This window comes from Candidatus Magnetobacterium casense (genome assembly GCF_000714715.1).
Classification (GTDB): Bacteria; Nitrospirota; Thermodesulfovibrionia; order Thermodesulfovibrionales; family Magnetobacteriaceae; genus Magnetobacterium; species Magnetobacterium casense.
Genome location: NZ_JMFO01000049.1, coordinates 1 through 14,199, shown reverse-complemented (window position 1 = coordinate 14,199; position 14,199 = coordinate 1). Strand labels below are relative to the sequence as shown.

Annotated in this window: 14 protein-coding genes; 8 read left to right on the top strand and 6 right to left on the bottom strand. The window is 49.6% G+C overall.

The window, feature by feature from the left end:
- Positions 1 to 280: 280 nt before the first annotated feature.
- Together Mcas_RS17225 and Mcas_RS17220 are read left to right on the top strand one after the other, a co-directional pair.
- On the top strand, positions 281 to 781 hold the full coding sequence (locus tag Mcas_RS17225; protein ID WP_052567569.1) for an IS110 family transposase: 501 nt from the start codon (positions 281 to 283) through the stop codon (positions 779 to 781).
- 207 nt (positions 782 to 988) lie between these two features.
- Positions 989 to 1,276 carry a transposase gene (locus Mcas_RS17220; RefSeq protein WP_162176348.1) on the top strand — a complete coding sequence of 96 codons (288 nt, stop codon included), beginning with the start codon at positions 989 to 991 and terminating at the stop codon, positions 1,274 to 1,276.
- A 224-nt stretch (positions 1,277 to 1,500) separates the two neighbouring features.
- Here Mcas_RS17220 and Mcas_RS15470 read toward each other — a convergent pair whose 3' ends face one another.
- From Mcas_RS15470 to Mcas_RS15455, 4 genes are read right to left on the bottom strand one after another with little or no spacing between them, the layout of a single operon-like run.
- Positions 1,501 to 2,367 (bottom strand): universal stress protein, encoded by an 867-nt coding sequence (locus tag Mcas_RS15470; RefSeq protein ID WP_040336460.1) that lies wholly within the window; start codon positions 2,365 to 2,367, stop codon positions 1,501 to 1,503.
- A gap of 10 nt (positions 2,368 to 2,377) precedes the next feature.
- Positions 2,378 to 3,454: a sulfite exporter TauE/SafE family protein gene (locus Mcas_RS15465; protein ID WP_040336459.1), complete on the bottom strand. Its 1,077-nt coding sequence runs from the start codon at positions 3,452 to 3,454 to the stop codon at positions 2,378 to 2,380.
- 4 nt (positions 3,455 to 3,458) lie between these two features.
- The gene (locus tag Mcas_RS18565) at positions 3,459 to 3,698 is read right to left on the bottom strand and encodes a hypothetical protein (RefSeq protein ID WP_052567567.1); all 240 of its coding nucleotides are present in this window, start codon (positions 3,696 to 3,698) and stop codon (positions 3,459 to 3,461) included.
- Between the two features lie 22 nt (positions 3,699 to 3,720).
- Complete coding sequence (locus tag Mcas_RS15455; protein WP_040336458.1) at positions 3,721 to 4,206, bottom strand: hypothetical protein; 486 nt, start codon at positions 4,204 to 4,206, stop codon at positions 3,721 to 3,723.
- A 228-nt stretch (positions 4,207 to 4,434) separates the two neighbouring features.
- Here Mcas_RS15455 and Mcas_RS15450 point away from each other — a divergent pair, with 228 nt between their 5' ends.
- The 4 genes from Mcas_RS15450 (at position 4,435) to Mcas_RS18380 (ending at position 8,439) form a co-directional block, all read left to right on the top strand.
- Positions 4,435 to 5,922 (top strand): sensor histidine kinase, encoded by a 1,488-nt coding sequence (locus Mcas_RS15450; RefSeq protein ID WP_156033425.1) that lies wholly within the window; start codon positions 4,435 to 4,437, stop codon positions 5,920 to 5,922.
- Entirely contained in the window at positions 5,919 to 7,286 is a 1,368-nt protein-coding gene (locus Mcas_RS15445) for a sigma-54-dependent transcriptional regulator (RefSeq protein WP_040336456.1), read from the top strand. The genes Mcas_RS15450 and Mcas_RS15445 overlap by 4 nt, the downstream gene beginning before the upstream one ends.
- A gap of 95 nt (positions 7,287 to 7,381) precedes the next feature.
- Positions 7,382 to 8,203, top strand: coding sequence for a YhjD/YihY/BrkB family envelope integrity protein (locus Mcas_RS15440; RefSeq protein WP_040336455.1), 822 nt, complete (start codon positions 7,382 to 7,384; stop codon positions 8,201 to 8,203).
- An 86-nt stretch (positions 8,204 to 8,289) separates the two neighbouring features.
- Positions 8,290 to 8,439 (top strand): hypothetical protein, encoded by a 150-nt coding sequence (locus Mcas_RS18380; protein WP_156033424.1) that lies wholly within the window; start codon positions 8,290 to 8,292, stop codon positions 8,437 to 8,439.
- Positions 8,440 to 8,575: 136 nt separating this feature from the next.
- Here Mcas_RS18380 and speE read toward each other — a convergent pair whose 3' ends face one another.
- Positions 8,576 to 9,409: a polyamine aminopropyltransferase gene (gene speE / locus Mcas_RS15435; RefSeq protein ID WP_081853931.1), complete on the bottom strand. Its 834-nt coding sequence runs from the start codon at positions 9,407 to 9,409 to the stop codon at positions 8,576 to 8,578.
- Between the two features lie 254 nt (positions 9,410 to 9,663).
- Here speE and Mcas_RS15430 point away from each other — a divergent pair, with 254 nt between their 5' ends.
- Positions 9,664 to 10,479 (top strand): hypothetical protein, encoded by an 816-nt coding sequence (locus tag Mcas_RS15430; RefSeq protein WP_040336454.1) that lies wholly within the window; start codon positions 9,664 to 9,666, stop codon positions 10,477 to 10,479.
- 137 nt (positions 10,480 to 10,616) lie between these two features.
- Complete coding sequence (locus Mcas_RS15425) at positions 10,617 to 13,160, top strand: dynamin family protein (RefSeq protein WP_040336453.1); 2,544 nt, start codon at positions 10,617 to 10,619, stop codon at positions 13,158 to 13,160.
- Positions 13,161 to 13,183: 23 nt separating this feature from the next.
- Here Mcas_RS15425 and nadA read toward each other — a convergent pair whose 3' ends face one another.
- Entirely contained in the window at positions 13,184 to 14,164 is a 981-nt protein-coding gene (gene nadA, locus Mcas_RS15420; protein WP_040336452.1) for a quinolinate synthase NadA, read from the bottom strand.
- Between the last annotated feature and the right edge of the window lie 35 nt (positions 14,165 to 14,199).

Sequence of the window (14,199 nt, the reverse complement as noted above, 5' to 3'; positions counted from 1 at the left end):
GTGCCATGTATTTTATATGTTCTTGACAGTTTTTTCATTCAACTGAAACAGGTTATAATATAAGGAGGGAAAAGGTCGATATACTTTTTGGTGGGTCAACCCCGATGGTTAAACTGACCTGGGGATTGTGGCACGAACCCCCGCATGTCCATAGTATATATATTGCTATAGGACGCACGGTAAAAAGACCTGCTTATCTGAATGTGTAAGCAAGGTAACCCACAATGCCTACCCTAAATAGCACCAACCGACCACAATGGCAAGGAGGTGAATTAGCGTAATGGAAGCATTGTTAAAGGGTTGTGCTGGGTTAGATGTGCATAAGAAGGTAGTGGTATGCACAGTACTGAAGGAGTGTGAAGACGGCAAGTTAGTCAAGGATACCCGTGAATACGCTACATTTCGACATAATCTAAAGAAGTTAGCCTCATGGCTGAAAAAAGAAGAAGTTGAAATGGCAGTAATGGAGAGTACGGGGATATATTGGAGGACGGTATATGATGTCCTTGAAGAAGAGGAACTAAAGGTAATGGTAGTAAATGCCCAGCATGTAAAGAAGGTACCAGGGCGTAAGACAGATGTTAGCGATAGTCAATGGTTGGCAGAGTTAAGCCGCTGTGGGCTATTGAGGGCAAGTTTTATCCCTCCACGAGATATGAGACAACTGAGATTGTTGACCAGATATAGGCGCAAACTCAGTGAGATAATCGCAGGAGAAAAGAACAGATTGCAAAAGGTCTTGGAAGCATGTCCCTGGCTTGAACAGGGAATGGAGGGGTGAGACTAAGTAGTGTTGTCAGTGACATTGACGGCTACAGCCTGGCAGAATGATAGACGCTTTGATAGAAGGAAGCGAACCGCTGGATGAAATATATAGGCTTCGCTCCTTACAGTCGCTGGGGCGGAGATGGCATTAGGGCGGCTCCGCAAGAAGCAGTCAGAGTTAAGACTGTCTTTGGACGGTCAATTAAGTGACCGACATCGGTTATTGCTCAAGACAATAAAAAACCATATAGAATGGTTAAGTATCACAATAGCAGATATCGATGATCAGGTCGTTGCGGCAATGAAGCCGTATATGACGCAATGGAAATTGTTACAGACCATTCCAGGCGTAAACGAAATAAGTGCTGCAATGTTGCTGACGGAACTCGGAACAGACATGAGTGTATTTGGAAGCAGTGACAGAATATGCTCATGGGCAGGAATATGCCCTGGCAATAACGAAAGTGCAGGAAAAAAAAGAGTGGTCGGACGTGCAAGGTTTGTGTCTTAACTCAATAAAATTTTCACGGTAAAAGGCATGGATTCCTGCTCCCTTCCCTGTTCAAGCCAGGGACATGGTTCGCAGCAATGACAGTTATAACCGTTTTCCAAGTGTGCCTGCCCCTGGCTCGAACAGGGGTCATTCCTGGCTTGACCAGGAATCCAGAATGCCTTAAAGCATAGTTACCATGAAGTATAAAGAAGAAGCCCCCTTGCCCCATTTCTACAAAAAAACTACACGCCCTTGACTACGAGTACCGAACACGGGGACAGCGCAACAACCCTTTCGGCAACACTTCCCATCAACAGTCTGTCGATCCCGGTACGTCCGTGCTTGCCCATTACAATGATGTTGGTGTCACGGGTCCTGGCGGTTTCGACAATGGACTCGTAAGGACTGCCCACAGCCGTTACGGTCTCCACGTTGACGCCGACACGATTGGCGCTGCTTGTGACACCGTCAAGGATTCTCCTGGTGTCATCGAGCTTGCTGTCTGAGGATGCCACCGACAGGGCAGTAAACGTCTTGACCTGCGGGCACCTCCTGGCCATGCTGATGGCCTCCTCTTGTGCGGCGTCGCTGTACCTTGAGCCATCCGTGGCCAACATGATGTGTTCGCCCTTTATGCCGGCCTCCCTGGGCACTACCAACACCTTGCAGGGGGCATACGCTATGACCTTGGCCGTGACACTACCCATGAGCATCCTCTTTAGTCCTGTCATGCCGCGTCTGCCCATGATTATTACGTCGCTCTGCCTGTCCACCGCCTCATCTATGATCCCCTTGTAGGGGGCGTCCGTGCGTCTTATGATGATATCCAGCTCAACGTTTTCCTCGGCGGCATCCTCTCTGATCTTGTCAAAGTAATCATCAATCCGTGTGTCCCTGCGTTCAACAAACGTAAGTCCGCCGGATTCATACGAGTCGCTCAATCCCTGAATGTACAACAGCGTCAGCCTGATCCCGCACGACTTTGAAAAAAGCAGCGCCTCCTTTATCGCACCTTCGCTAAAGGGCGACCCGTCCACGGCAAGCAACAGGGACTTCAACTCGCCCATCAACTGACTTCTGTACATGGCTTCCATTTTCGAATCTTCCATCTCAATCCTCCTAAGCCGATACTTTTTGCTTTGCGATCAATTTTCTCTCAGCGACAAGCCCGCTCCACAGCGCCTTCAGTATTATAAACGCCCCAAGGACAAGTGCGAATATCATAATAGCAAAGCTTGTGTTTTTGAGTACCTTTGTCATGGTGTCACCAAGCTCACCTATAAGATGAAGCTGAGACAGATACACCGGTATCATCAACGCACGGCTAAACAAGACAATTAACATAATAGATGCCATGACCACCTTTATCATGTATGGCCTTACGTAGGTCGTGCCAATGGCGCCAAGCTGGATGCCAAACAATGACCCTGCAAGGATTATCATCGAAAGCCGGATGTCCACAAGCCCGTGCATGGCATACTTAAACGACCCGCCAAGCCCCATGACAAACGCTATGACCAGTTCACTGGCCGACGCCACAAGCCCCGGTACCCCAAAACCATACATCATACCCGGAACCCCGATAAAACCACCAACTGCTATTGTGGCGGCAAGTATGCCGGTTGCAAATCCCACAGGCACCGTAAACAGGATGGATATCCGTGCATCTAAGCTCTTAAAATATATCATTGTCCCCGGAATGTTTACCGACCGAACCCACTTTGCAATCTTTGTCAACGGTTCCTCATCGTCGGTGGTACCTGCCTTAAAACTCTTAAGGACGTCCTTTAGTATTATACCGCCTACAACGGCCAGCACCAACACAAAGGCCACGCTGACATAGAGATTGGAACCGGCATCGCCAAAGGCTGTCTTGATCTTGTTTTGCAGCACGGCCCCCGTCAACACACCGGCCTCTGCCGAAACCCCCATAATGACACCCAGCTTTACATCCACCTGTCCGTATCTGTAGCGCTTGATGGCTCCAACCAGCGCCTTGGGAAACTTATGGCACATGTTGCTCGCCACCGCTACGAGGGCGGGCACACCCAAGCTCATCATCCCTGGGGTAAGGACGAAGGCCCCGCCTGAACCAATAAATCCACTCACCAGACCGCCTACAAATCCCAGCACAAACAGATACAGTACGTTTAAGGTATCAAGGTGAATGAAATTGCTCATAACCGCATCATGCATGGTTCTATCTCCTCTCCTTTTTGGCCTCGATTCCGATGACCGTCCAGAAGTTACCCGTAAAATTCCCATGCACGAACGAAAAGACAAACGCCGTGATTATCGGGAGTATCGCATACAACCCCCCGCGTGCTGAATACCCTTGAACGATATCCTGTTCGGTTATTAGTAGCACATAAAGAACTACCGCCACTATGCCTAACAACACTGTTTCCATATATGGTTTTTTTCTGCCTCTATTTTTCATTTCCTAAGTCTCCTTAAAAATATTAATTAACGGTTTGTACAATGTCTTCTTTCACTACAACAAGCGGACATTTTAAGTTGATCCATGACCTTGAAAGTCTATTTTCCCTTTCCACGCTATCGGAGTCAATGTCATCAAACGACTCGATAATCACAAACAGCACATCCCTGTTGACCTTTGTAAAGTCAAGTATCTCTTGCCTGAACGAACCCTCCTTCCTTACAACCTTGCACCCGATGCCTTCCTTCTGCAGTTCAGAGGTAAATCGATCTACAATGGTTGTCAAGGTCTCCGACACCGGTATGTACAGGATATCGAGGTCTGCCCCTATCCTCTTACAGATGTTCATCGAGTATCTCAGTGTCTGCCCCTCTACGTTGCTGCCTCTGAGTGCCAACAGCACTTTCTTGTTGCTCTTTAAAAACTCCCTGGCGGTATCAAATTCGCCCTCTTCGGCAAATGTTACGGCAGAAAACAATTTTTCGAGCTTTTCTGATAATTCTTTCATATTTTTGTGTCCTCCCTAAGTTTGTTTTTTATGTTGTACCCTGGTGTATCAAAACACATGCCACAGCCGTAAAGCATTGTTATTAAAGGATAAATGATATTTGACGCAGGATAGAGAATGCTTGCTGGTTGCATTATGCAACTAATAGCAGAATAGTGCAGTTAAAATGGTGTTGCGTTTATTTTGTGCTATGTTGCTTTTTGCAACTGTACGATATATAATACCCTGATGTTTAAATATCAACCTGGTATCAGGCAAAAAATCATACTGGGATATTTTATCGTGTTGTTTATGATAACGGTGTTTTCGTTTTTAATCTCCATGATTATGGGCTTTATGGAGAAGAAGATACTCCTTGGCGAAGTGATATCAGAATTCTTTGACGCCACCCTTGAGATGAGGAGGTTTGAAAAAAACTACTTCCTCTACAGTAAGGAGCCGGATTTTCAGGAAAATCTGTACTATGCCAATAAGGCGCTGGAGATACTCGACAGAGACACCAAAGGGACTAGCAAGATAGCTCATGCTGCGCTATTGAAGAACGACCTCAGTGTATATATCCAGTTGCTAACCCAGTACCGGCATGACCACCTCGCCAAAGCGGCAGACAATGACCTTGAGGTGTTAAGGCAAAAGATAAGGGAACAGGGAAAGGATATAACAACCAGGTCCGAGGCCATCTCCAGGGCAGAGCGGGACGTCATCCGCTACGTGTTGGCAGGTTCAAGGCGCTTTATCGTGGTTGCTATTTTGGTGTTGACGGTACTGAGCGCCCTCATTGGGCATGTGTTGTCAAGGTCGGTTGTAAGGCCGCTGAAACAGCTCCAGGACAGCATGAAGATTATAGCCGGAGGGGGATTTCATATGATCGTCATAGACTCCAGGGACAGGGAGGTGGTGTCACTGATAGAGGCATTTAACAGGATGCTCAGGGATAGGGAAGTAAGGCGCAAACACCTCATACAGTCCGAAAAGCTCGCATCGCTTGGAACAATGCTTTCTGGCGTTGCTCATGAGCTGAACAATCCGCTGTCCAACATATCGACGTCGTGTCAGATACTCCAGGAGGAGCTTGGACAGGGTGACGTAGAATATTTTGGAGAGCTGCTGCGCCAGATAGACGATCAGACAACCAGGGCAAGAAACATCGTGCGATCGCTGCTGGATTTTTCAAGGGAAAAGGACTTCAAAAAGGACACGCTACCACTGCGGGGTCTCTTTGAGGAGACCATCATGTTTCTGAAGCGGCAACTACCCACACAGGTAAATATTGTCATGGAGATAGCCGAAAATGTTAGTGTATATGCCGATAAACAGAGGATTCAGCAGGTGTTTCTGAATTTGATCAAAAATGCCGCAGAGGCAATAACCGCAGATGGTGAAGCCACAGACGGATATATATCCATAACGGCCAGGCGAGCATTTGCCAATGAAAAATGCCTCAGACATGACGGCACGTGCGTTCCTGGTGATGCCGCCGTTGATATTGGTATCAAGGACACCGGCATGGGGATTGAAAGCAGTATGCTGCCACGGATATTTGACCCCTTCTTTACGACAAAGGACGTGGGTAAGGGGGCCGGGTTGGGGTTGTTTATTGTGCATGAGATCATAGAGGAACACGGTGGCTGCATCACCGTAGATTCACACCCGCAGAGGGGGACAACTTTCAGGATAAGATTGCAGGCAGAGAAAGGTAAAACGGAGCAGACATGAGTGAAGCATACAGGGCACGGATACTTATTGTAGATGATGAAAAGATTGCGGTTGACAACCTGTCGCACGTGATGAAGAAAGAGGGCTACGAGGTAACGGCCACGCAGAGTTCGGTCAGGGCGCTGACGCTGCTTGAGGGCGGTGTATTTGACGTGGTGTTGACCGACCTGAAGATGGAGCGGGTTGACGGGATGCAGGTGTTGAGCAGGTGTCGTGAGCTTCATCCGGAGACCGAGGTGGTACTCATCACCGGATATGCGACCCTGGAGTCGGCGGTTGCGGCAATGAGGCAGGGGGCATTTTACTACATAGCAAAACCATTCAGGCTGGATGAGGTCAGAAAGGTGGTCAGGGAGGCCGCAGAGAAGGTCAGACTGAAAATTGAGAACAAGCAGTTGAGGGAGCAAATTGAGCGATATCAGGGAAAGGTACGAATAATAACCCAGGACGCTAACATGTCAAAGCTGCTTGAGATAGCAGCCCAGATAGCCCCCACCGATTGCAACGTCCTGATAAGCGGGGAGAGCGGCACCGGTAAGGAGCTTTTTGCACGCTACATACATTACCACAGCAGTCGTGCGGAGAGTCAGTTTTTGGCCGTAAACTGTGCAACGTTCACAAACGAGTTGTTGAGCAGTGAACTTTTCGGGTATGAGAAGGGCGCATTTACGGGGGCGATTACGCAGAAGAAGGGACTTATAGAGGCAGCAGCCGGTGGCACGGTCTTCCTTGATGAGATAACCGAAATGTCACCGCTGATGCAGGTAAAACTCCTGAGGGTCATCCAGGAGAAGGAGCTTCTGAGGGTTGGGGCGACGCATCCCCTGAAGACGGATGTGCGCTATATCGCCGCCACAAACAAAAACCCCGCCGAGGCCGTAAGAAATGGCGATATGAGACATGACTTGTATTTCAGGTTAAACGTGGTATCCCTTGATGTCCCTCCACTTGCCCGCAGGAAAGACGATATCCAGATACTGTGTTACTATTTCCTCAAGAAGTACTCGATGCTTATGAAGAAGGACATACGTGACATATCGCCGGAGGTGATAGACATCCTGATGTGCTACGACTTTCCCGGCAATGTCAGGGAGCTTGAAAACATCATAGAGCGTGCCACTGCCCTTGCCACTGGCAGCACCATCAAGGTGGCTCACCTGACGGATGACCTCAGGGGATTAAACGTCAGGACGTTCAGGCGCAAGGAGGGAAAGTTGCCCACCCTCCAGGAGCAGGAGACGGCATACATCAAGTGGGTGCTGAAGGAGGCCAACGGCAACAAAACACTGGCTGCCCAGATTTTAGGCATAGACAGGGTGTCGCTATGGCGCAAGTTGGGCAAGGGGCAAGGCGAGGTGGGATAATAGTCCTGATATTGCAATACAGTGTGGCTATTGTGCAGTGCAATTGAAGGTATCTTCCTCTGACGGCCTGATTTCTGACTGGGCGTAAGGAGAAAATGCGTATAATACTGGACAGCGTTGTTTCGTTTTTCAGGAAAAACTACATGCAGTTGGCTGCCGCACTTGCCTACTATGGGATGTTTGCACTGCTGCCGTTTCTGTTGCTGACGGCGTTGTTGTTGGGCAAGTCGATCACGTCTTCGCAGGAGGCCCTCAATGGGTTGCATAGGCTGACCTACCTGCTGGTACCGGAGTTCCAGGAGGTGATCTTCAATGAGGTCATATCGCTCTCCCGCCTCTCCGACATCTGGGGGTGGGTGGGGATATTGTCCTGTCTGTCGTGCATATTCCCACTCGTTGTGACAATCAGAAACGTCTTTCTGACCATCTTCATGACACAGAGGAGGCGACCCTTAGTGCTTGAGGTGTTAATTGACTTCTCAACCACAATATTGCTGATAGTGCTTCTGATATTTCTCGTGATAAGCCAGATAATCTATGACGAACTGATAATCCGATTCTTTATGGCCATCTCCTTCCCCCTGTACATCGTGGACTTTCTGGTAAATCTGACCATCTCATCAACCGGTATGACGGTGCTGTACTATGCCTTTATACCGGTAAAGGTTGGTTTAAAGCGCATCTGTGCAGGGGCAGTGCTGGCCTCCGTGCTCTGGGCCGTTATCAACCCTACGCTGGTGTTTCTGCTCAAGCTCAATCCCAAGTTCGGGATCGCCTTCGGTTCACTGAAGGCCATATTTTTGATCTTCATGTGGGTCTACTTCTCCTTCTGCGTCATAGTCCTCGGCGCCGAGTTCATCGCACAGTGGCACAGAAGAGGAAACGTAATAGTTACCCCCCTAAGAAGAAAAGACTAAGAAGGGGGCGGTTTGTGGCAGGGGTGCCTCACCCCCTCCGCCCCCCTTCAGCCCCCCCGCAAGGGGTAGATAAGGAAGAGATGAGCATGATGTGTGTACTGCCCACAGGTTACACTGGAGTTGAGATTATACACGTGACGCCATGGCACAACGAATGTAATGGGGCTACTCTCTGGTCGGTGGAAATTAGAACAGGCCATGCAGGGGGACATGGCCTGTTGTCCGAGGAGGTGTGAAGTAAAGGAGAGTATTTATATACTACCACATATATATGTCCTTGTCAAGAGAAAAATTGTCAGAATAAAAAAATTTTTTAATGTAGGAAAAAAATGTCAGCGGGAGGGTGATTCCCCCCCACGCTGGTGAGCCAAATTACCAGTGCAACTGCCGGTTTAGCAGTTTCTTATAGAAGCCCGGCGTCAGAAATGCCTGTGTGTGTATCTCCTGGTCGTAGTACTTGGTATCAATGTCGAAAGGTCGTCTGCACTGTCGAGGGCTGAGTTCCTTTGAGCCTACCGCAAATGCCCACCAGTTGCCAGGATACGTGACAATGGCTGCCGTGTACAGGTCAACTACCGGGAACACGCCCCTAAGCTCCTCCTGCATTTCGATGACGATATCCTTGTGCAGGTGGAGCGACTCCGTGTGGGTGACAAAGATACCATCCCGCCCCATGCAGTCAGATACGGCCTGGAAAAAATCCTTCGTAAACAGCGTCCTGGCAAAACCGATAATGTCGGTGGAATCGACGATCACCATGTCGATGTTCGATATGCCCTTGATAAACTCGGCGCCATCCATTGTTTTGATTTCCACCTTGGGGTCATCCACGGCAACAGCGACGTCGGGAAAGTACTTCTTCGATACGCTGATGACCATTTCGTCGATTTCGACAAAGTAGACCTTCTCCACGCCCTTGTGTTTAAGCACCTCGCGCACGATGCCGCCATCCCCGCCACCAATGACCACGACCCGCTTGGGGTTTGGGTGGGCATACATCCCCACGTGGGTCAACATCTCGTGGTAGAAGAACTCATCCCGCTGGGTTATCTGGACAATGTTGTCCAGCAGCAACATCCTGCCAAAAAAGGGATTTTCTATGACCATGATCTCCTGGTACTTGCTCTTTCCCTTATATAAGATGCCCTCCACGTCGTATGTATGAACTATCGCAGAGTAAGGCTCCTGTTCAATGAATTTGATCACACGCTTGTCCTCCTTAAAAATAATAAAATCACTATACTATAGCAGTATCCGGCACTATCCGGTATGACGCAGCCGTTAAATTTCAAGGCATCCTAAACGCCTCTGACATCTTTATATTATAGCAGATGTATCCTTTTAAAAAAGCGCGGATTTTGACATCTTGACTATACACAGAGAACATGACTACAATAAAAGGGCTAAAAGTTTTTTTATGTGGTTTGCTAAAAAAATAACCCTTTGCAGGAGTAAAGAGTATGAACAATGACTACTACATAGACGTTGTAACAAAGAACATCCTTACAATGTTGTCCGAGCACATATCGGATGCCATCTCCGACCAGGTCATCAACATCATGAGGACGGCAATGACGCAGGTGGACACAAAGATCGGTATCATCTCCGACAGCATCAACAGGGATATGAGCAACTCCATCCAGGACAAACTCAGCAGCCTCAAGGAGCACCTGCAGGAGATCGACACCCTCAGAAGTGAGCAGGACAACATGAAACAGACGCTGACGACAATGGCCAAACAGCTCGACTCCTTTGCCCAGTACGTAAAGGATGGCCTGTCCTACCTCACCGGAAAACTCAAAAACTCCATCGATAACCTCGAAAGCCGTATGCTCCAGTCCGAGGACAAGGCTATTTCGGAGATGGCAGGTTCCCTGGGGGTTATCTCCGAAACGATGGCCGACATCAAGGGTGCCCTAGGGGGTATCTCTGAGGCAATGGCTGACATCAAGGGTTCCCTGGGGGAGAGCAATAAGGCACAACTGGACGCCCTCAGCTCACTCATCAGGGATGTGGGAAGCAAGATTACGTTTATAGACGTAAAGATCGAAAACTCACTGGGTGCCATGCAAAAAAAGATAGCCGAAATAAAAGAGACCGGACAGTCACTGACAACCGCCAACGCACAACAGATAGAGCTTATCCGAATGGTGCTTGAAGGCGAACTCAGAAATGCGGACATGTTGGCTCAGAGGCTCGAAAGCAGCAAGCGCGAAATCAGCGACGGCCTCATGCGCCTCAAGGCCATGGCCGACACCGATAACTCTGCTAAGTAAGAGGAACCCACGCTGCAATATCCCCCTCCCTTTGATGGGAGGGGTGAGGGGAGGGTGGTAAATTTACGATCATCACTACTTGTTCAGGGCTACCGAAAAGACCAAGTTAAACTTATTGCCTATGTAAGGAGGGCCAATTGGAAAACGAAGATATCAAGATACAGGAATTTTTGACTCAAATCAGCAAGATCGTCTCACGCCTCAATGCCCTGAGGATAGACCAGTTCAAAAACCGGATATCCAACCTCCGGCACAACATAGATAACTTTGCCGTACACAAGGTAAAGAGCGGCCTTGTTGGTATAACCAGCTCGGGTAAGTCCTCCGTCTTAAACGTGATCCTGGGCACGGGGAGCAAGATACTCAAGGAACAGAGCAAGGCCACAACCAACATGCTCGTCTTCTGCTCCAAATCCAGGGAGCCTGAGATGGAGATCATGTTTGAGGACGGCAACTCGTTAAAGAAAAAGGGCAGGGAGGCTTTTGACAAGTCCATCTGGAAATATACCTCCGAAGACGAAAACCCCGGCAACAAGTTTGGCGTAAAGTATCTCAAGCTGGGTCTGCCTACGTTCATGATGGATGACAACATAGAGCTGGCCGATACGCCGGGTCTTGACGCCTACGGTCTCAAGGAACACGAGGACCTGACCCTGCGTGAGTTCCTGCCCCAGGCTGACCTTATCATCTACCTGTCGTCGATCAGAAGCCCGATGAAGGAGGCCGACCGCAAGATACTCAACAAGATAATGGATGCCGACCAGAAGATCGTCTTTGTCCAGACCTGTAAGGGGGCCGTTGTGGAGGGAGACCTCTCCAGGGATGGTGTTGAATCGGTCGATAAGCTCCTGGAAAAGTACAAGGCGGAGTTTGAAAAGCTAATAAGTCCATACTCACGCCTCAAGGATGCCCCGATAGTCCAGGTCGAAACTACGATGGCTGGCAGGTATTTTAAGGACAACAACAAGGCCGCATGGGAGCAGTCGGGCTTCGAAGAATTGGTGCTCGTCATCAGGAGCGTGGCCAAACAACTACAGTTTGAGTACACCCTTAAGAACCTCAAAAAGGTCGTTGATGAGATCAACTCGCTCATAACCCTCTTGTTGAGTGCGATCAAGGAGGAGGCCGGCAAAAAACACAGCATAGATGAACAGGCCGAAAAACTCGACAAACTCAAAAAGTACGCCGCAAAGATAAAACATACAAAGAACCAGGTGGTCTCCCTCTGGAAACAGAAACTCGACACCAACGTGATGTTTAACGAGTTTCAGCACGAACTGTCGCGGGTATACTCGTTCCGTTATGACTTCAACCCGATGCATGATACGGAGTTTATCATGAAGGCCAGGGCGATTGGTGAAAAGATGCAGAGTGTCAAGGCCAACATGCTCGATAACCTCGACAATGCCAAGGAACGCTTCAAGGAGTGCTTTGACGACGTCGGATTGGACGTCAGACGCACGGACATTCAGAGTGGCAGCGTGAAGAGCTTCTACCTGCCAAACGTTCAGAAGCGGCGCATGTCAACCTCCAAGGCCGGTGGCGTCTCCACGGAATCGCTGTTGGGCAAGGGCAGGGAGGTCTCCTTTGAGTACATAGACAAGTCGAGGTTCATAGAGGACCTCAGGGAATCGCTGGAGATGTTTCTCAAGCCCCTGGTAGGGCATCTACAGTGGTGGGACAACACCATGTCGTTTTCGTTTGTGGAACCCCTTGAGCACAAGATAAGCTCCATCGAGGACGACATCGCAAGCATTGAACGGGGCGGCAGCTACAACGACGAACAGTCCAAGTTGCTGGTTGCCATCAGCAAGGAGCTTCATGGCAGCGTGAAGGAGGTCTCCTACCTGTTTGACGTTGACGTCATGGAGCAGAAGTTCCCGGTCTACACCAAGAAATCGCATTTCAGAAAGGAAAAGGCGGGTTTTGTCAATCTGTTTCTGCAACTGTGCAGTCGTTTTTATGAGTCTCTGTTTCACAACTACTATATCAGAAAACTGTCTCAGTACTCCACCGAGCGGAACAAGTCCGTCATATTGGTATCGCCGGCGCCGGAGACGCAGTTTAGCTTTTTGAGCAGATTGCTGAGGCTTCAACCGGATGTCGCACACCGTTTGCATTCTCTGACCCCGCCATACGCCCTAAACCCGCGCAGGGCAGGCATGGACATCCCCGCACACATGATCGATGGCGAGTTCTCCGACTGGCTGACCTTCTACGTCCTTGGCAACGATGAGGCGTCGCTGTCGGCGGCAAAGTCCAACGACCTCTTCCAGCGTGCTGACGTGATCCAGCCGATGATCGATGACCTGCACAGGGTGGGTTCGGCCCTGGTGGACATCGTTGAACGCAACCTGTTCTTTGACCTAATGAAAAACCAACAGAAAAAGCTGCTGCTGACGTATCCCGGCGGGGCGCACTTTCAAAAGGACCGCCTGCACATAATGGTAGATGAGGCCATCCCCGAGGTCAACAAGGTTTTTAAAACCTCATATCACCAGTGGTTTATATACGAAAGCTATGAGGTCAGATACAGCTACTTCTACGAACTTGTCTCAACCATGACCCATGAAAACGTGCAACCGGAGGAGTGTCTACAGAAGTGGACCAATATGGGTATCCCCCTGGATGAACCCTTTACGCAGGAGATACTGCTGGAGCAGTTTGCCGAGCTGTTTTAATAAGGTTAGTTTAGAGAGGGAACTTAAATAGCGAGCATCCTGTCCAGGGCGATCCTGGCGGGGTGCCGTATACCGTCTTCCACCCTGATGATGTTCTTCATTTCGACCAAGGCGTTGTATACACTCTGGAGGTTGGTCTTTTTCATATTTGGGCAGAGCATGTCCTTGCGCAGGGGGTAGAAGGTCTTATCGGGGTTTTCCTTTCTGAGCCGGTACATGAGTCCCACCTCCGTGCCGACGATGAACTCCTTTGCATCGGAGGTCTGAGCAAAGCGCAGCATCCCTGATGTGCTTGTAACGTGGTCGGCCAGCATCAGGACGTCCAGTCTGCATTCGGGGTGTGCCATAAACATGGCGTTGGGGTGTTCGCTTCTGGCCTTTTCCACGTCTGCTGATCGTATTCTGTCATGGACGTGGCAATAACCATCCCAGGCAATTACCTCTTTGTCGGTGTTTTTGGCCGCCCACATGGACAGGTTCTTATCCGGTATGCAGATGACCCGTTCTGCGGGGAGCGAGTTGATGACCTTGACGACGTTGGCCGACGTGCAACAGATATCGCTGTGTGCCTTGACCTCGGCGGTGGTGTTGACGTAGGCAACTACCGGGGTGTCGGGGTATTGTTTTCTGATGTCATCGAGCGTAAACTCTGGGGGATATACATACTGCGGCGGATTGGAATATCCTGGAAAGGCCCCGTATATCTCACGCTGTGAGTTGACCGTGATCATCTCCGCCATAGGACAGAAGGCATTGGAGGCCGGAAGCAGGACGGTCTTATCGGGTGAGAGGATGGCAGCGCTCTCGGCCATAAACCTCACCCCACAGAAGACTATGATATCAAAGTCCGTAGCCGCCGCCTTGCGCGATAATTCAAGGGAGTCACCCGTGTAGTCGGCGATATCCTGCACGTCGTCAATCTGATAGTTATGGGCAAGGATGAGGGCGTTTCTGTCCTCCTTAAGGCGCTGGATATCTTCCTTTAATTTCTCGTTACCGGCCATGCCTAAAACCTCCCGCCTGACTGCCCGGCACCACG

Excerpts from the sequence above, each read along its gene's own strand:
- Mcas_RS15430 (WP_040336454.1), top strand. The coding sequence starts at position 9,664 with ATGAACAATGACTACTACATAGACGTTGTAACAAAGAACATCCTTACA.
- Mcas_RS15450 (WP_156033425.1), top strand. The coding sequence starts at position 4,435 with ATGTTTAAATATCAACCTGGTATCAGGCAAAAAATCATACTGGGATAT.
- Mcas_RS15445 (WP_040336456.1), top strand. The coding sequence starts at position 5,919 with ATGAGTGAAGCATACAGGGCACGGATACTTATTGTAGATGATGAAAAG.
- Mcas_RS18565 (WP_052567567.1), bottom strand. The coding sequence starts at position 3,698 with ATGAAAAATAGAGGCAGAAAAAAACCATATATGGAAACAGTGTTGTTA.
- Mcas_RS15470 (WP_040336460.1), bottom strand. The coding sequence starts at position 2,367 with ATGGAAGATTCGAAAATGGAAGCCATGTACAGAAGTCAGTTGATGGGC.
- Mcas_RS18380 (WP_156033424.1), top strand. The coding sequence starts at position 8,290 with ATGATGTGTGTACTGCCCACAGGTTACACTGGAGTTGAGATTATACAC.
- nadA (WP_040336452.1), bottom strand. The coding sequence starts at position 14,164 with ATGGCCGGTAACGAGAAATTAAAGGAAGATATCCAGCGCCTTAAGGAG.
- Mcas_RS17225 (WP_052567569.1), top strand. The coding sequence starts at position 281 with ATGGAAGCATTGTTAAAGGGTTGTGCTGGGTTAGATGTGCATAAGAAG.
- Mcas_RS15465 (WP_040336459.1), bottom strand. The coding sequence starts at position 3,454 with ATGCATGATGCGGTTATGAGCAATTTCATTCACCTTGATACCTTAAAC.
- Mcas_RS15440 (WP_040336455.1), top strand. The coding sequence starts at position 7,382 with ATGCGTATAATACTGGACAGCGTTGTTTCGTTTTTCAGGAAAAACTAC.
- Mcas_RS15455 (WP_040336458.1), bottom strand. The coding sequence starts at position 4,206 with ATGAAAGAATTATCAGAAAAGCTCGAAAAATTGTTTTCTGCCGTAACA.